The following is a 16,621-nucleotide window of genomic DNA, read 5'->3' as shown; positions in this document are numbered from 1 at the left end:
CCGGCGAATGCATGGGCGCTTGCGCCGATGCGCCTGTGTTGTTGGTCAACGACCGCACCATGTGCAGCTACATGAGCGACGACAAGATCGACCAAATGGTCGCAGGCTTGCGTGCTGTGAAGGAATAAGCATGACGACCTCTAGCCAAGCTTTACAAGTTCTCTCTCAATTCCAAACGACTGCGGTGGAAACATGTTTCCACGACCGCCACATCGGCCCACAAATTTTGGCGGGTTTAAACGGCAACAACTGGTCGTTGCAAGACTATGTCGCACGTGGCGGCTACCAAGCCCTGCGCAAGATCTTGACCACCGGCATGACACAAGATGAAGTCATCGCCACCGTCAAAGAATCTGGCCTGCGTGGTCGCGGCGGCGCTGGCTTCCCCACCGGTTTGAAGTGGAGCTTCATGCCCCGCCAGTTCCCAGGTCAAAAGTACTTGGTCTGTAACTCCGACGAGGGCGAGCCCGGTACTTGCAAAGACCGCGAGATCTTGCAACACAACCCTCACATCGTGATTGAAGGTATGGCTATCGCTGCTTTTGCCATGGGCATCAGCGTGGGCTACAACTACATCCACGGTGAAATCTTCCAAACCTACGAACGTTTTGAAGCTGCCCTTGAAGAAGCCCGCGCAGCTGGCTTTTTGGGTGACAACATCTTGGGCTCCACGTTCAGCTTCCAGTTGCACGCGGCCCACGGTTTTGGCGCCTACATCTGCGGCGAAGAAACAGCTTTGCTCGAGTCGCTCGAAGGCAAAAAAGGTCAACCCCGTTTTAAGCCACCGTTCCCAGCGAGCTTTGGTTTGTACGGCAAGCCCACCACCATCAACAACACCGAAACATTCGCAGCGGTGCCTTGGATCATCAACAACGGTGGTCAGGCTTACCTCGAATGTGGCAAGCCCAACAACGGTGGCACCAAGATCTTCTCGGTCAGCGGCGACGTGGAGCGTCCTGGCAACTACGAAGTGCCCATGGGTACACCGTTTTCCAAGTTGTTGGAGTTGGCCGGTGGTGTTCGCAAAGGGCGCACGCTCAAGGCAGTGATTCCTGGCGGTTCTTCTTCGCCAGTTGTTCCTGGCGACTTGATGATGAAGCTCACCATGGACTACGACAGCATCGCCAAAGACGGCGGTTCAATGTTGGGTTCAGGTGCGGTGATCGTGTTGGACGACTCACGCTGCATGGTCAAGAGCCTGCTGCGCTTGAGCTACTTCTACATGCACGAGTCATGCGGCCAATGCACACCTTGCCGTGAAGGCACAGGTTGGTTGTGGCGCATGGTTGATCGCATTGAGCGTGGTGAGGGCCGCGAAAGCGACTTGGCTTTGCTCGACAACGTGGCGGAAAACATCATGGGCCGCACCATTTGCGCCCTCGGAGACGCAGCAGCCATGCCCGTGCGCGGCATGATCAAGCACTTCCGCCATGAGTTTGAACACCACATCACGCACAAGACCTGTACGGTCGCTGCCTACGTTTGACACGGATAAGTGCCATGATTGAAATCGAACTCGACGGTAAAAAAATTGACGTCCAAGAAGGCTGCATGATCATGCACGCAGCTGAAAAGGCCGGCACCTACATTCCGCATTTCTGCTACCACAAGAAACTCAGCATCGCAGCCAACTGCCGCATGTGCTTGGTCGATGTAGAAAAGGCCCCTAAACCCATGCCTGCCTGCGCCACGCCTGTGACGCAAGGCATGATTGTTCGCACCAAGAGCGAACGCGCCATCAAGGCTCAACAGTCGGTGATGGAGTTTTTGCTCATTAACCACCCGTTGGATTGCCCAATTTGCGACCAAGGCGGTGAGTGCCAGTTGCAAGATTTGGCGGTGGGCTACGGCGGATCTACCTCACGCTACGAAGAAGAAAAGCGTGTGGTACACCCGAAGGATGTGGGTCCTTTGGTGAGCATGCAAGAGATGAGCCGTTGTATCCAATGCACACGCTGCGTGCGCTTTGGCCAAGAAGTCGCCGGCATTATGGAATTGGGCATGTCCCACCGTGGTGAGCACGCTGAGATTGAAACCTTCGTGGGTCAATCGGTGGACTCTGAGTTGTCAGGCAACATGATTGACATCTGCCCCGTGGGCGCGTTGACCAGCAAGCCATTCCGCTACAGCGCACGTACCTGGGAATTGAGCCGTCGCAAGTCGGTCAGCCCGCATGATGCGACGGGTGCTAACTTGGTGGTTCAAGTCAAGAACAACAAAGTCATGCGCGTGGTGCCTTTAGAAAACGAAGACGTCAACGAATGCTGGATTGCTGACCGCGACCGTTTCAGCTACGAAGCTTTGGACAGCGCAGATCGCTTGACCAAGCCGATGCTCAAGCAAGGCGGCGAGTGGAAAGAAGTCGATTGGCAAACTGCCCTCGAGTACGTGGCCAACGGCTTACAAGGTGTCAAAGCCCAGCACGGCCCACAAGCCATCGGCACTTTGGCCAGCCCACACAGCACGGCTGAAGAGTTGTACTTGGCTGCAGCGCTGACGCGCGGCTTGGGTAGCCAAAACATCGACACACGTCTGCGCGCTGCTGATTTCCAAACCGACGGCAAAGTGCGTTGGTTGGGGACGTCTGTGGCTTCTCTCACCTCACTGCAACGTGCATTGGTGATTGGCTCAAACATCCGCAAAGACCAACCTTTGTTGGCCCAACGTCTGCGTCAAGCAGTGCGCAACGGCGGCAAGGTCAATGCACTGAACGAACAAGCCTACGACTGGGCCATGCCTGTGGCCAACACCTTGGTGGCAGATCCTGCCAACTGGGTGCAAGCTTTGGCCGACATCGCGGCGGCCGTGGGTGCCATCACCGGAGCGGCTGCACCAGTGGCTGGCAACGCCAACAACGCTGAAGCACAAGCCATTGCCAAGTCATTGACAGGCGGTGAGCGCAAAGCCATTTTGTTGGGCAACGCAGCGGCGCATCATGCCAAAGCGTCCAGCTTGCTGAGCTTGGCCAACTGGATTGGCGCACAAACTGGTGCGACCGTGGGTTACCTCGGCGAAGCCGCCAATACGGTGGGCGCTCAAGTGGTGGGGGCCTTGCCAAAAGCGGGCGGTCAAACTGCTGGCCAAATGTTGGCAGGTGGTTTGAAGGCGGTGGTCTTGCTCAACACCGAGCCCGCTTTCGACGCTGCCAAGGGCGCTGCTGGAGCACAAGCCATCGGCCAAGCCGACATGGTGGTCACCTTGTCTCCTTTCAAGGCCAACATGGACATCAGCGATGTGCTGCTGCCCATCTCGCCCTTCACTGAAACTGCTGGCACATTCATCAACACCGAAGGTCGCTCACAAAGCTTCCATGGCGTGGTCAAGCCTTTGGGTGAGACACGTCCTGCATGGAAAGTCTTGCGCGTGTTGGGCACCATGCTCCACGTGCCTGGTTTCGACTTCGAGACCATCGACGAAGTACGTGCCCAAGCGATCCCCGCGGATATGCAAGCCTTGCTGTCTAACGCATGCTCTGCGAGCGTGGACGTGAGCCCAGCAGAAGGTCAGCCTGCCTGTGCGGCGATTTACCAACTCGACAGCTTGGTGCGTCGCGCACCATCGCTGCAACTTACCGCTGATGCGAAGCAACCTGCGGTTGCGGCCCAGTCGCAAGGAGGTCTGTGATGGTTGACAACATTTACAACGCAGGCTTTGGCTTGCTGTCCGATGTGTGGTGGACCACACTGGCTTGGCCTGTGCTGTGGGCTTTGCTCAAGATCGTGGCGGTGCTGTTGCCTTTGCTCGGTTGCGTGGCTTACCTGACTTTGTGGGAACGCAAAGCCATTGGTTACACCCAAATCCGTAAGGGTCCAAACCGCACAGGCCCTGGTGGTTTGTTACAACCCATCGCTGACGCGCTGAAGTTGCTCACCAAAGAAATCATCATCCCAACCCAAGCGACCACCAGCTTGTTCTTCTTGGGTCCAATCATGACCATCATGCCAGCCTTGGCTGCATGGGCTGTGATTCCTTTTGGCCCTGATGTGGCTTTGGCCAACGTCAATGCGGGTTTGCTGTTCTTGATGGCGATCACGTCGCTTGAGGTGTACGGTGTGATCATCGCGGGTTGGGCATCCAACTCCAAGTACGCGTTCATTGGCGCCATGCGTGCATCGGCGCAAATGGTGAGCTACGAAATCGCCATGGGCTTTTGCTTTGTGATCGTCTTGATGATCTCCAACAGCTTGAACATGACCGACATCGTCATGGGTCAAGCCAAAGGCATGATGGCTGACAAGGGCCTGGGCATCTTGTCTTGGAACTGGTTACCTTTGTTCCCCGTGTTCATCATTTACTTCATCTCTGGTTTGGCTGAAACCAACCGTCACCCGTTCGACGTGGTGGAAGGTGAATCTGAAATTGTGGCTGGCCACATGATCGAATACTCGGGCATGTCCTTCGCCATGTTTTTCTTGGCTGAATACGCGAACATGATCTTGGTCTCGATGTTGACCGTGGTGATGTTCTTGGGCGGCTGGTTGTCACCCTTCGACAACGCACTGTTCAACATGATTCCTGGCTGGATTTGGCTCGGGCTTAAGACCTTCGTGGTCGTGACCATGTTCTTGTGGGTGCGTGCCACTTTCCCACGCTATCGCTATGACCAGATCATGCGTTTGGGTTGGAAGATTTTCATTCCGCTCACCCTGATCTGGTTGTTGGTGGTGGGTATTTGGATCCAAACACCTTGGAATATCTGGAATTAAGTCATGACAACAACTACACATTCCGTTCCCTTCTCGTGGCGCGACTTTTTGTCGAGCTTCTTGTTGATCGAGCTGTTCAAAGGCATGGCCCTCACCGGCAAATACATGTTTTCTCGCAGCATCACGATTCAGTTTCCGGAAGAGAAGACACCTTTGTCACCTCGCTTCCGCGGCCTGCATGCTTTGCGTCGTTACGAAAACGGCGAAGAGCGTTGCATTGCTTGCAAACTCTGTGAAGCCGTGTGTCCAGCAATGGCAATCACCATTGAGTCAGACCAACGTGCAGACGGCAGCCGACGCACCACACGCTACGACATCGACTTGACCAAGTGCATTTTTTGCGGTTTTTGCGAAGAAAGCTGCCCCGTTGATTCAATCGTTGAAACACACATCTTTGAATACCACGGCGAAAAACGCGGTGACCTGTACTTCACCAAAGAAATGTTGTTGGCAGTGGGCGACCGCTACGAACCCGAAATTGCTGCCAACAAAGCAGCTGACGCCAAATACCGTTGAAAGATTTCATGATGGACGTTCAATCGGCTCTTTTTTACGCATTTTCAGCTGTCATGCTGTTTGCGTCATTCCGTGTCATCACGGCGCGTAACCCTGTGCATGCCGCGCTCTACTTGGTCTTGGCATTCTTCCAAGCCTCGGGCATTTGGATGCTGCTCAAAGCAGAATTCCTCTCCATCGCTCTCGTGCTCGTGTACGTGGGCGCAGTGATGGTCTTGTTCTTGTTTGTGGTGATGATGCTTGACATCAACATTGACAGTATTCGCCAAGGCTTTTGGAAGCACTTCCCACTCGCAGCCACTGTGGGTGCGGTGATTGCGCTCGAATTGGCAGCGGTGTTGTTGGGTGGTTTCCGTATCAGCGAGCCACGACAGCAACTGGCCGCACAGGTTATTTCGCCTGCGGCAGTGTCTGCTGTGGCACCCGTGGACGCAGCCTCTGCTGCTTTGGATGTTGCTTCTGCTGCACTGACCTCAGCGCCTGCCTCTGATGTGGGCCATGTGGTGGTGGCACAAGTCTCCAACACCAAAGCCTTGGGCATCTTGCTCTACACCGAGTACCTGTACCCCGTGCAAGTAGCGGCGTTGATTTTGTTGGTGGCCTTGATTGCTGCCATCGCTTTGACTTTGCGCGCACGCAAAGACAGTAAATTCCAAAATGCGGGCGACCAAGTTCGCGTCAAGGCCCGTGACCGTGTGTCGCTGGTGAAGATGGATGCGGTTAAGCCCGCACCAGCAGCCCCCGCCGCAGAGGAGACAAAAGCATGAGCATCACCCTAGGCCATTACCTCACGCTGGGAGCAATTTTGTTCGCACTCTCCGTGATCGGCATCTTTTTGAACCGCAAAAACTTGATCGTCTTGTTGATGGCGATTGAATTGATGTTGCTCGCTGTCAACATGAACTTCGTGGCGTTCTCACACTACTTGGGTGACTTGAACGGCCAAATTTTTGTTTTCTTCATCTTGACGGTGGCGGCTGCTGAATCTGCCATCGGTTTGGCGATTCTGGTGCAGTTGTTCCGCAACAAGTCCAGCATCAACGTGGATGAACTCAACACGCTCAAGGGTTAATTCACCATGTCACAAACCCTGCAAGCTTCTACATTGTTGGCAGTGCCCATGGCACCGCTGGTGGGCTCGGCTTTGGCTGGTATTTTTGGTACGCGCTTTGGCGGTAACAAAATTGGCCGCGGCTTGACCCACACGCTCACCATCTTGGGCGTGTTCATCGCCTTCGTGTTGTCTGCCATGACGCTGCAAAGCGTGGCCATGGACGGCGCACGTTTCAACGAAACCCTCTACACCTGGATGGTGGTGGGCGATTTGAAAATGGAAATCGGCTTCATGGTCGATGGCCTCACCGCCATGATGATGTGCGTCGTGACCTTTGTGTCATTGATGGTTCACCTCTACACCATTGGCTACATGCAAGAAGACGAAGGCTACAACCGCTTCTTCTCGTACATCTCTTTGTTCACCTTCTCCATGCTGATGCTCGTCATGAGCAACAACATGCTCCAGCTGTTTTTTGGATGGGAAGCAGTGGGTTTGGTGTCTTATTTGTTGATCGGTTTTTGGTTCAACAAACCTACAGCGATCTTCGCGAACATGAAGGCCTTCTTGGTCAACCGCGTGGGTGACTTCGGCTTCATCTTGGGTATTGGTTTGATCGCTGCTTACGGCGGCACCTTGAACTACACGGAAGCATTCGCCAAAGCTGCTGAGTTGGGCGCGCTCACATTCCCTGGTACCGACTGGATGTTGGTGACCGTGATTTGTATCTGCTTGTTCATCGGTGCGATGGGCAAGTCAGCTCAGTTCCCGCTGCACGTGTGGCTGCCTGACTCCATGGAAGGCCCAACACCCATCTCTGCCTTGATTCATGCCGCGACCATGGTGACAGCCGGTATCTTCATGGTCACCCGTATGTCGCCTTTCTTTGAGTTGTCAGACACTGCGCTGAACTTCATCTTGGTGATCGGTGCCATCACAGCCTTGTTCATGGGCTTCTTGGGTCTGATTCAAAACGACATCAAGCGCGTGGTGGCTTATTCCACACTGTCGCAGCTTGGCTACATGACCGTGGCTTTGGGCGCGTCTGCCTATTCAGTGGCCGTGTTCCACTTGATGACCCATGCGTTCTTCAAAGCTTTGCTGTTCTTGGGTGCCGGTTCCGTCATCATGGGTATGCATCACAACCAAGACATCCGTTGGATGGGTGGCGTGCGCAAGTACATGCCTATCACGTGGATCACGTCGTTGTTAGGCTCGCTGGCTTTGATTGGCACACCGTTCTTCTCTGGCTTCTATTCCAAAGACAGCATCATCGAAGCTGTGGCTGAAAGCACCTTGCCTGGTGCAGGCTTTGCCCACTTCGCTGTGTTAGCTGGCGTGTTCGTGACAGCGTTCTACTCGTTCCGCATGTACTTCCTCGTGTTCCACGGCGAAGAACGTTACGACCAAAACCCAGACGCCCACCACGACGACCATCATGCGCACGATGACCATCATGGTCATGACGATCACGGCCATGACCACGGACCACACGAGTCCCCATGGGTGGTGACTGTGCCTTTGGTCTTGCTGGCCATCCCGTCGGTGCTGATTGGTTTCTACACGATTGACCCACTGTTGTACGGTGAGTTCTTCAGCGATGCCATCTTCATCAACGCCGATAAGCACCCGGTGATGCACGAGTTGGCGCACGAGTACCACGGCGCTGTCGCGATGGCCTTGCACGCTTTGAGCACTGCGCCGTTCTGGTTGGCTGTGGCCGGTGTTGCATCGTCTTACTACATGTACATGATCAACCCAGCAGTGCCTGCGGCGATCAAACGTGTGTGCCACCCGATCTATGTCTTGTTCGAGAACAAGTACTACTTGGACTGGTTCAACGAAAACGTCTTGGCTCGCGGCGCTCGCGCTTTGGGTACGGGTTTGTGGAAGGGCGGCGACCAAGCCATCATCGAAGGTGGTGTGGTGAACGCTTCTTGGAAGTTGGTGGGTTGGGTGTCTTCGCTGACACGTCAGTTGCAAACCGGCTACCTCTACCACTACGCTTTGGTCATGATCTTGGGCGTGTTCTTGCTGATGACGTGGTTCGTCTGGCTCAAATAAGGAGAATAAAAAATGGGTTTATTGAGCCTTGCCATTTGGACGCCAATTCTGTTTGGTGTCATCTTGCTCGCCTTCGGGCGTGACGAACACGCCAAGGTCGTTCGCTGGATCGCGTTGATTGGTTCTGTGGTCAGTTTGGCTGTGACTTTGCCGTTGTTCAGCGGTTTCGACAACAGCACAGCCGCTTTGCAATTTGTTGAAAAGTCGATGTGGATTGAGCGCTTCAATGTGTTCTACCACCTCGGTGTGGACGGCTTGTCGATGTGGTTTGTCTTGTTGACCGCTTTCATCAACGTGATCGTTGTGATCGCCGGTTGGGAAGTGATCACCGAGCGCGTGAACCAATACATGGGTGCGTTCTTGATCTTGAGCGGTTTGATGATCGGCGTGTTTTGCGCAGCCGACGGCATGCTGTTTTATGTGTTCTTTGAAGCTACCTTGATCCCGATGTACTTGATCATTGGTGTGTGGGGTGGCCCTAACAAAATCTACGCGGCGTTCAAGTTCTTCTTGTACACCTTGCTGGGTTCATTGTTGATGTTGATCGCCTTGATCTACCTCTACACGCAATCGGGTGGTAGCTTTGATTTGGCGGTGTGGCACAAACTGCCATTGCCCATGTCTGCACAAACTTTGTTGTTCTTTGCCTTCTTTGCCGCCTTCGCTGTGAAGGTGCCCATGTGGCCGGTGCACACTTGGTTGCCAGACGTGCACGTGGAAGCGCCTACGGGTGGTTCGGCCGTGTTGGCCGCGATCATGTTGAAGCTGGGCGCTTATGGTTTCTTGCGTTTTTCAATGCCCATCGCTCCCGATGCGGCGCACGAATACGCATGGCTCATGATCGCTTTGTCACTTGTGGCTGTGGTCTACGTGGGCTTGGTGGCCATGGTGCAAGAAGACATGAAGAAACTGGTGGCTTATTCATCGGTGGCGCACATGGGCTTCGTGACTTTGGGCTTCTTCATCTTCAATGACATCGGTGTGTCGGGTGCTTTGGTGCAAATGATTGCCCACGGCTTTGTGTCTGCTGCCATGTTCTTGTCTATCGGCGTGTTGTATGACCGCATGCACTCTCGCGAAATCGCCAGCTACGGCGGCGTGGTCAACACCATGCCTAAGTTTGCTGCGTTTGCCTTGTTGTTCGGTATGGCCAATTGCGGCTTGCCCGGTACGGCAGGTTTCGTGGGTGAGTGGATGGTTATCTTGGGTGCCATCAAATACAACTTCTGGGTTGGCTTTGCTTCTGCGTCTGCCTTGATCTTTGGTGCGGCTTACACCTTGTGGATGATCAAGCGCGTGTATCTGGGCCCAGTGGCCAATGACCACGTCAAAGAATTGACCGACATCAACAGCCGTGAGTTTGTGATGTTGGCCTTGTTGGCAATCGCCGTGTTGGCCATGGGTATCTTCCCCAAGCCATTCACTGACGTGATGGATGTGTCCGTGGCTGAATTGCTCAAGCACGTGGCCATTTCCAAGTTGCCCCAATAAAGAGGGATTGAAAAATGTTTGAAAAACTGAGCATCGCTGCGGTTTATCCCGAAATCTTGTTGGCTGTAATGGCCATCGTGATTGCGATGGTGGACTTGTTCGTCAAGTCCCCACGTCGCACCGCCACTTATGCCTTGTCGCTCATCACCATCGGTGCTGTGGCGTACTTGGAGGCTGTGGCCGCCACACAAGGCCAAACGGTTTATAGCTTTGGCAACATGGTGGTATCTGACCCGATGGGCAGCTGGCTCAAGTGCTTTGCAGCTTTGGCTGTGATGGTCACTTTGGTTTATGGCCGCCCTTACGCTGCTGAGCGCGACATGCTGCGCGGTGGCGAGTTGTTCACCTTGGGGTTGTTCGCTTTGCTGGGCATGTTCGTCATGATCTCGGGCAACAACTTCCTGGTGTTGTACCTCGGCTTGGAGTTGCTGACCTTGTCCAGCTACGCCATGGTGGCCTTGCGCCGCGACAGCGCTTTGGCCAGTGAGGCTGCGATGAAATACTTTGTGTTGGGTGCGATGGCCAGCGGCTTCTTGCTTTATGGCTTATCCATGTTGTACGGCGCGACAGGTTCGCTCGACATCACTACCGTGTTCAAGGCTGTGGCCTCGGGCCAAATCAAGCACCAAGTGTTGGTGTTGGGTTTGGTCTTTGTGGTGTGCGGTTTGGCATTCAAATTCGGCGTGGTGCCTTTCCACATGTGGATTCCTGACGTTTACCACGGTGCCCCAACTGCCATCACCTTGATGATTGGTGGCGCACCTAAGTTGGCTGCATTTGCCATGACCATCCGTTTGTTGGTGGAGGGCTTGTTGCCCTTGGCTGTGGACTGGCAGCAAATGTTGATGGTCTTGGCCATCTCATCCTTGCTGATTGGTAACTTGGCCGCTGTGGCACAAACCAACCTCAAGCGCATGTTGGCGTTTTCGACCATTGCGCAAATGGGCTTTGTATTAATCGGCTTGATGTCTGGTGTGGTTAACGGCAACACCGCTGCTGCCGCCAACGCTTATAGCTCAGCTATGTTCTACGTCATCACCTATGTGCTGACGACCTTGGCCACCTTCGGCATCATCTTGTTGTTGGCCCGCGAAGGCTTTGAGAGTGAAGAGATTTCTGACCTCGCAGGCTTGAACCAGCGCAGCCCCCTCTACGCAGGTGTGATGGCCGCTTGTATGTTCTCGTTGGCTGGTGTGCCTCCGCTGGTTGGCTTTTATGCCAAGTTGTCGGTGTTGCAAGCCTTGATCGCTTCTGGTCAAACGGGTGCCATCGTCTTGGCGGTATTCGCTGTCATGATGTCGCTGATTGGTGCGTTCTACTACTTGCGCATCGTCAAGGTCATGTACTTTGATGCACCGCTCACGGCGACCACCGTGTCAGCTGGCAGCGATGTGCGTGTGGTGCTGACCATCAACGGTGCATTGATTTTGATCTTGGGCATCTTGCCCGGTGGCTTGATGGCCTTGTGTGCCAACGCCATCGTGCGTACCTTGGGTACCTAAGCATTTGCAACTTTCAAAAAGCCAGCTCTCGAGCTGGCTTTTTTCATGATGATGAAACCCAGCGCTGACAACCATTTGATCGAACATACCCTTGACCACGTCGAGTTGCTCAAGGGCCATTTTCTGCATGCCTTTCGCGACACGGTGCGTTTGCCAAGCGGCGACACTGCGACGCGTGAGTTTGTCATCCACCCCGGTGCGGTGATGATCATCGCCATGCGCGACGATGGTCGTTTGGTGATGGAGCGTCAATACCGCTACCCCGTGCAACAGGTGATGATTGAGTTTCCTGCGGGCAAGCTTGACCCTGGTGAGGACCGCTTGGTGTGTGCCCAGCGCGAGCTGCTCGAAGAAACAGGGTATCGCGCGGCGGAGTGGGCGCATGCTGGGGTGTTGCACCCTGTCATCAGCTACTCCACCGAGTTCATCGACATTTGGTTCGCGCGTGGCCTGACCCAAGGCGAGCGCCAGTTAGACGACGGTGAATTCCTTGATGTGTTTGATGCCAGTATGGATGAGCTGTTGGCATGGTCGCGCGATGGCCAGCTGACCGATGCCAAAACCTTGACGGGTTTGCTTTGGCTTCAAAATCACCTCAGCGGTGCATGGCCCCTGCATTGGCAGAGCATATGACTGTGGCAACGCGTGTGATGCGTGCTGCGGGATAATTGAGCCATGAAAGTGTTAGACCTTCAATGCGGCCAACACCATGTGTTTGAAGGCTGGTTTGGTTCCGAAGAAGATTTCCAAAGCCAGCTCGCACGTGGCTTGGTGACGTGCCCGATGTGCGGCGATGCGAGCGTGACTAAAAAGCTCAGCGCTCCGCGATTGAACTTGAGCACCACGCGTGGCGAACCCGAGACTGCCGCGCGTGCAGCCAGCAATTCAGTCGATAGGGTAGGGAGTCATCAGGCTGACACCGCACCTGCATCTACGCCTGCTTCTCCCACACTGCCTAGCCTGCAAGAAGTAGCTAACTTAGAACCCGCGCAACTGCAGGCCGCTTTGCTCAAGATGGTGCGCCACGTGGTGGCCAACACCGAAAACGTGGGCAGCAGCTTTCCCGAAGAGGCCCGCAAGATGCACTATGGCGAAGCCGAGCAACGCAACATTCGCGGCCACGCCACACCTGAAGAAACCGAAGAGTTGATTGACGAAGGCATCGCTGTCATGCCTTTGCCACTGCCCGACGCCCTCAAAGAGCCGCTGCAGTAAACCGCCCTACAGCGGCCAGAGTTTGCGCCAGTGCATCAGGCGCATCACACGCAATGACGATGCGATCATCCATGCCGCGCAACCAGGTGAGTTGACGCTTGGCCAACTGACGTGTGGCAGCCACACCTAGCTCGTGTAACTTTGGCAAGATGCTTTCAACGGATGCACCTTTTGCCTGCGCAAGGTCCAGCAACTCCCACGCTTGCCGATACCCTACGCAGCGGATGCTGGGCAAATCGATGTGCAGGTCGCCCCGCGCACGCAGAGTTTGCATCTCGGCCAAGAATCCCTCAACCAACATCAGTTCAAAGCGCAACGCGATACGGGCATGTAGCCATGCACGGTCAATCGGTTCTAGCGACAAAAGAGGCATGTTCAATGAGGGTTGCGCAGCACGTGTCGCTTCACCGTCTGCAAACCATTGCGATAAAGCTTTACCGCTCACGCGCCACACCTCAAGGGCGCGTGAAATGCGTTGCGAATCATTGGGTGCCAAACGTGCAGCGGTGATGGCATCCACCTTTGCCAGTTCGGCATGCATCGCAGGCCAACCCATGGCGAAGGCTTGTTGCTCAATCTCAGCTCGTAATTCAGGCTGTGCGGTGGGCAAGTCATCAATGCCATCGCGTAGAGCCTTCAGGTAAAGCATGGTGCCGCCTACCAGCAAGGGCAAGTTGCCCCTCGCACGGATGTTGGCCATCAGCTCGGTGGCGTCGCGTGCAAATTCTGCGGCGCTATAGGCGTGTAGCGGGTCACGAATGTCAATCAGGTGATGCGGCACTTGTGCCAACTCCTCGGCATTGGGCTTGGCCGTCCCAATGTCCATGCCGCGGTACACCAAAGCGGAGTCGATGCTGATGATTTCAACCGGCCAGTGTTGCGCAATGGTCAAAGCCGCTGCTGTTTTGCCGCTGGCGGTGGGGCCTACCAAGGCGATGGCGTCTACTGTCCAGCCTTGGGCGTGATGCGGGGCGCTAGACACGCGAGCCTCCACGACGCAGCACCAGCAGCCAAGCCGACAGTGCGGTGATAACAGACCAAAACGCGATGCTTTGCGCCATTGGCATGGCCGAACCGTCTTTGGCTGCACCCAACCACAAGCCGGTTGCAAAGGCAGCGGCCATCATCAAGAAGCCACCCAGCGCAGAGGCCGCGCCTGCGGCTTTGGGGAATGGCCCTACAGCACCGCTTTGGCCACAAGGTTGGTGAATGCCATGGGCCAAGATGAACAAGTAAAACGGCCCCATCAAACCCACCACGCTTTGCCAGCCCAGCCATGCGTTCAGGGCCATCAAGCCGCCGCCCACCAAACTGAAACCACCGCCAATTGCCACGGTCATTGCCACGCCAAAGCGAAGCAGTAAGCGACGGCACAACACCGTGCCCAGCAAATACGTGAAAGCCATGGTGAACAACAGCAAGCCGTATTGCCAGCGGGCTAAACCCAGCAAGCCAATGAACACAAATGAAGACGAAGCCAAGAAAGTGAACAGGCCGCCGTAAGAACCGATCGACACACACGAAAAGGCCACAAACGTGGGGTGACGCACGATGTCCCACCATGTCTTGGCCAACACCTTGACCTGCAACGCGTGTGGGTTTTTACGGTGCACGGTTTCTTTGAATTTCCAAGCCACCAATGCAAGCGTGATCGCGCCAAAGCCCATGACCAAACTCAGGGCGGCATGCCAGCTGAACAGGTCAGTCAACAAGCCACCCAAAGGTGCACTGGCACAAGCCAAGATGCCCAAGCCTGTGAGCGCCTTCGACATCACGCCTGCGCCCGTTTCGGGTGTGTACAGGTCGCGCACGATGGCGCGTGCGCACATCACCACCGCACCCATGGCGGCACCTTGCAAAGCACGCCACACGATGAGCTCGTGCATGCTGCTGGCCAACACACAGCCCAAGCCTGCCATGGTGAAGGTTGCCAAGCCGCACAAAAGAATAGGGCGACGGCCAAAGCGGTCTGACAACGGACCCCACACCAGCTGAGATGTGCCAAAGGCCAAGAGCAAGGCGCTGAGGGTGAGCTGCACCTGAGACAACTCCGCACCAAACTCTGCCTTGATGGCGGGCAGTGCAGGCAAATACAAATCGGTGGCCACGGGCTGAATGCCCAGCAGCATCGACAGCAAAAGGATGATGAGCGTGGGCGACATCAACGGCCGCGCAAAAACAGCGCGTCGAGTTCACGCATCGACAGTTGTCGCCACGTGGGGCGGCCATGGTTGCACTGGTCTGAACGCTCGGTCACTTCCATTTGGCGCAGCAGACCGTTCATTTCATCGACCGTGAGTTTTCGGTTGGCGCGCACTGCGCCGTGGCAGGCCATGGTGGCCAGTAGTTCGTTGCGTGCGCGTTGCACCACTGTGCTGGCGTCGTGTTGACTCAACTCGGCCAAAACGCTGCGAGCCAAAGCCACCGCATCTCCCTGTGCCAAGGTGCTGGGCACGGCACGCACGGCCATGGTTTTGCTTGATAGGCTGGAGATTTCTAAGCCGAGTTCTTGCAAGGCTTCGGCACAGGCCTCGGCAGTCGCCACCTCTTGCGCGGTGGCAGAGAATGTGGCGGGAATCAACAGCGGTTGGCTGCTGATGCGCTGAGCATCGATTTGTGCTTTGAGTTGTTCATACACGATGCGCTCGTGCGCGGCGTGCATGTCGACCAGCACCAAGCCTTGGGCGTTCTCGGCCAAGATGTAAACGCCATGGAGCTGTGCAATGGCTTTACCTAAAGGCCAAGTCTCAGGCGCAGCCTCTTGCAGCGAGGGCGCAGGTGTGTTGGCTGTGCTGAATGCGCTAGGTGCAAAGCTTTGCGCAGTTGGTTCTTCGGCGGGCAAGCCCGCGCGTGGCGTGGGCTGCCACAGCGCACCCAGATCGGATACGCGAGTGCCAGCCAAGGGCATGGGGGCTTGCTGCCAGTTAAAAGCAGAACTCTGTGCAGTTCCAGCCATGGGCAGTTCATGGTTAAGCAGCGCATTGGCCATCAGCATGTTGGCACGCGGCACAGCCAAGGCGTTTTCTACGGCGTGGCGCACGGCTTGGTGCACCTCACGGCCGTCGCGAAAACGCACTTCAATCTTGGTGGGGTGCACATTCACGTCCACCCGTGTGGGTTCAATCTCCACGTACAGCGCATAGATGGGTTGGCGGTGGCCATGCAGCACATCTTCATAGGCGCTGCGTGCGGCGTGGGTGATGACTTTGTCGCGCACATAACGGCCATTCACATAGGCGAACTGGTGGTCGGCACGCGAACGGGCGGCGTCTGGAATTCCTGCGCGGCCCACGACCGTCACGTTACCCGATTGGTAATGCACGCTGACTGAGTTTTGTAAAAAGTCATCGCCCAACACATCTGCCAAGCGGCGGTCTAGCGCAGCTTGGTATTGCGTGTTCAGGTCTTCACTTGATGCGGCATCAATCGCTTGTGCACGCCATTGCTCGACCAACTTGCCTTCATGCCAAATGGCAAAGCCCACTTCTGGTCGTGTGAGAGCATGGCGGCGCACGGCTTCCACACAGTGGGCGAGCTCGGTGTTGTCGGTCTTTAAGAATTTGCGGCGTGCAGGCGTGCTGTAGAACAGCTCTTTGACTTCCACCGTCGTGCCTTGGGCGCGCGCGGCAGGCTGCAGTTCGCCACTGCGGCCATCGAGCAGCATGGCGTTGTCTTGCGCGGCAGTGCGTGACAGCACCGACAACTCCGACACCGATTGAATGGCGGCCAAGGCCTCGCCCCGAAAACCCATGGTGCCCACCGATTCAAGTTCGCTCAGGCTGGTGATCTTGCTGGTCGCGTGGCGCTTCAACGCCACGGGTAGCTCATTGGCGGGAATGCCTACGCCGTTGTCTTCTACGCTGATGAGGCGCACACCACCGGCAAGCAAGCGCAGGGTGATTTGCGTGGCACCCGCGTCGAGCGCGTTGTCCACCAGTTCGCGCACGACAGACGCGGGACGTTCGACCACCTCACCAGCAGCGATTTGGCTGATGAGTTCGTCTGGGAGTTCGCGGATGGCGCGTGGGGGTTGGGTAGCAGGGTGCACAGGGTCATTTTAGAGGCAGGGATAA

Annotated in this window: 15 protein-coding genes; 12 read left to right on the top strand and 3 right to left on the bottom strand. The window is 55.8% G+C overall.

Annotated elements, in window-relative coordinates:
• The 12 genes from RMR24_RS10775 to RMR24_RS10720 all read left to right on the top strand — a co-directional run.
• On the top strand, positions 1–128 hold a 128-nt coding region (locus RMR24_RS10775), incomplete at its 5' end, for an NAD(P)H-dependent oxidoreductase subunit E (protein WP_310615083.1).
• A 2-nt stretch (positions 129–130) separates the two neighbouring features.
• Entirely contained in the window at positions 131–1,486 is a 1,356-nt protein-coding gene (gene nuoF / locus RMR24_RS10770; protein WP_310615076.1) for an NADH-quinone oxidoreductase subunit NuoF, read from the top strand.
• A 14-nt stretch (positions 1,487–1,500) separates the two neighbouring features.
• Positions 1,501–3,624, top strand: coding sequence for an NADH-quinone oxidoreductase subunit NuoG (nuoG, locus tag RMR24_RS10765; RefSeq protein WP_310615075.1), 2,124 nt, complete (start codon positions 1,501–1,503; stop codon positions 3,622–3,624).
• Positions 3,624–4,706 carry an NADH-quinone oxidoreductase subunit NuoH gene (gene nuoH, locus RMR24_RS10760; RefSeq protein ID WP_310615074.1) on the top strand — a complete coding sequence of 361 codons (1,083 nt, stop codon included), beginning with the start codon at positions 3,624–3,626 and terminating at the stop codon, positions 4,704–4,706. The genes nuoG and nuoH overlap by 1 nt, the downstream gene beginning before the upstream one ends.
• A gap of 3 nt (positions 4,707–4,709) precedes the next feature.
• Positions 4,710–5,222, top strand: a complete 513-nt coding sequence (nuoI, locus tag RMR24_RS10755; protein WP_310615073.1) for an NADH-quinone oxidoreductase subunit NuoI — start codon at positions 4,710–4,712, stop codon at positions 5,220–5,222.
• An 11-nt stretch (positions 5,223–5,233) separates the two neighbouring features.
• A complete protein-coding gene (locus tag RMR24_RS10750) occupies positions 5,234–5,989 on the top strand; it encodes an NADH-quinone oxidoreductase subunit J (RefSeq protein WP_310615082.1) in 756 nt (251 codons plus the stop codon).
• The gene (nuoK, locus tag RMR24_RS10745) at positions 5,986–6,294 is read left to right on the top strand and encodes an NADH-quinone oxidoreductase subunit NuoK (RefSeq protein WP_104799163.1); all 309 of its coding nucleotides are present in this window, start codon (positions 5,986–5,988) and stop codon (positions 6,292–6,294) included. The genes RMR24_RS10750 and nuoK overlap by 4 nt, the downstream gene beginning before the upstream one ends.
• A gap of 6 nt (positions 6,295–6,300) precedes the next feature.
• A complete protein-coding gene (gene nuoL / locus RMR24_RS10740) occupies positions 6,301–8,340 on the top strand; it encodes an NADH-quinone oxidoreductase subunit L (RefSeq protein ID WP_310615072.1) in 2,040 nt (679 codons plus the stop codon).
• Between the two features lie 12 nt (positions 8,341–8,352).
• Positions 8,353–9,831 carry an NADH-quinone oxidoreductase subunit M gene (locus tag RMR24_RS10735; protein WP_310615071.1) on the top strand — a complete coding sequence of 493 codons (1,479 nt, stop codon included), beginning with the start codon at positions 8,353–8,355 and terminating at the stop codon, positions 9,829–9,831.
• 14 nt (positions 9,832–9,845) lie between these two features.
• Positions 9,846–11,333 carry an NADH-quinone oxidoreductase subunit NuoN gene (nuoN, locus tag RMR24_RS10730; protein WP_310615070.1) on the top strand — a complete coding sequence of 496 codons (1,488 nt, stop codon included), beginning with the start codon at positions 9,846–9,848 and terminating at the stop codon, positions 11,331–11,333.
• A gap of 48 nt (positions 11,334–11,381) precedes the next feature.
• Positions 11,382–11,966, top strand: a complete 585-nt coding sequence (locus tag RMR24_RS10725) for an NUDIX hydrolase (protein WP_310615081.1) — start codon at positions 11,382–11,384, stop codon at positions 11,964–11,966.
• Positions 11,967–12,008: 42 nt separating this feature from the next.
• Positions 12,009–12,548: a DUF1178 family protein gene (locus tag RMR24_RS10720; protein WP_310615069.1), complete on the top strand. Its 540-nt coding sequence runs from the start codon at positions 12,009–12,011 to the stop codon at positions 12,546–12,548.
• On the opposite strand, the gene miaA is transcribed toward RMR24_RS10720, so the two are convergent.
• The 3 genes from miaA to mutL are packed head-to-tail and all read right to left on the bottom strand — an operon-like array spanning position 12,529 to position 16,596.
• On the bottom strand, positions 12,529–13,530 hold the full coding sequence (miaA, locus tag RMR24_RS10715) for a tRNA (adenosine(37)-N6)-dimethylallyltransferase MiaA (RefSeq protein WP_310615068.1): 1,002 nt from the start codon (positions 13,528–13,530) through the stop codon (positions 12,529–12,531). The genes RMR24_RS10720 and miaA overlap by 20 nt on opposite strands.
• Positions 13,523–14,710: a Bcr/CflA family efflux MFS transporter gene (locus RMR24_RS10710; RefSeq protein ID WP_310615067.1), complete on the bottom strand. Its 1,188-nt coding sequence runs from the start codon at positions 14,708–14,710 to the stop codon at positions 13,523–13,525. The genes miaA and RMR24_RS10710 overlap by 8 nt, the downstream gene beginning before the upstream one ends.
• Complete coding sequence (gene mutL / locus RMR24_RS10705) at positions 14,710–16,596, bottom strand: DNA mismatch repair endonuclease MutL (RefSeq protein WP_310615066.1); 1,887 nt, start codon at positions 16,594–16,596, stop codon at positions 14,710–14,712. The genes RMR24_RS10710 and mutL overlap by 1 nt, the downstream gene beginning before the upstream one ends.
• Between the last annotated feature and the right edge of the window lie 25 nt (positions 16,597–16,621).

Origin of the sequence: Limnohabitans sp., from assembly GCF_031539105.1 — a bacterium.
Lineage (GTDB): Bacteria > Pseudomonadota > Gammaproteobacteria > Burkholderiales > Burkholderiaceae_C > Limnohabitans.
The sequence above is the reverse complement of the archived record's forward strand: the minus strand, read 5'-3'. Positions and strand labels throughout refer to the sequence as shown.

Coding starts and splice junctions, on each gene's coding strand:
- nuoF (WP_310615076.1), top strand. CDS start 131: ATGACGACCTCTAGCCAAGCTTTACAAGTTCTCTCTCAATTCCAAACG.
- nuoG (WP_310615075.1), top strand. CDS start 1,501: ATGATTGAAATCGAACTCGACGGTAAAAAAATTGACGTCCAAGAAGGC.
- nuoH (WP_310615074.1), top strand. CDS start 3,624: ATGGTTGACAACATTTACAACGCAGGCTTTGGCTTGCTGTCCGATGTG.
- nuoI (WP_310615073.1), top strand. CDS start 4,710: ATGACAACAACTACACATTCCGTTCCCTTCTCGTGGCGCGACTTTTTG.
- RMR24_RS10750 (WP_310615082.1), top strand. CDS start 5,234: ATGGACGTTCAATCGGCTCTTTTTTACGCATTTTCAGCTGTCATGCTG.
- nuoK (WP_104799163.1), top strand. CDS start 5,986: ATGAGCATCACCCTAGGCCATTACCTCACGCTGGGAGCAATTTTGTTC.
- nuoL (WP_310615072.1), top strand. CDS start 6,301: ATGTCACAAACCCTGCAAGCTTCTACATTGTTGGCAGTGCCCATGGCA.
- RMR24_RS10735 (WP_310615071.1), top strand. CDS start 8,353: ATGGGTTTATTGAGCCTTGCCATTTGGACGCCAATTCTGTTTGGTGTC.
- nuoN (WP_310615070.1), top strand. CDS start 9,846: ATGTTTGAAAAACTGAGCATCGCTGCGGTTTATCCCGAAATCTTGTTG.
- RMR24_RS10725 (WP_310615081.1), top strand. CDS start 11,382: ATGATGAAACCCAGCGCTGACAACCATTTGATCGAACATACCCTTGAC.
- RMR24_RS10720 (WP_310615069.1), top strand. CDS start 12,009: ATGAAAGTGTTAGACCTTCAATGCGGCCAACACCATGTGTTTGAAGGC.
- RMR24_RS10710 (WP_310615067.1), bottom strand. CDS start 14,710: ATGTCGCCCACGCTCATCATCCTTTTGCTGTCGATGCTGCTGGGCATT.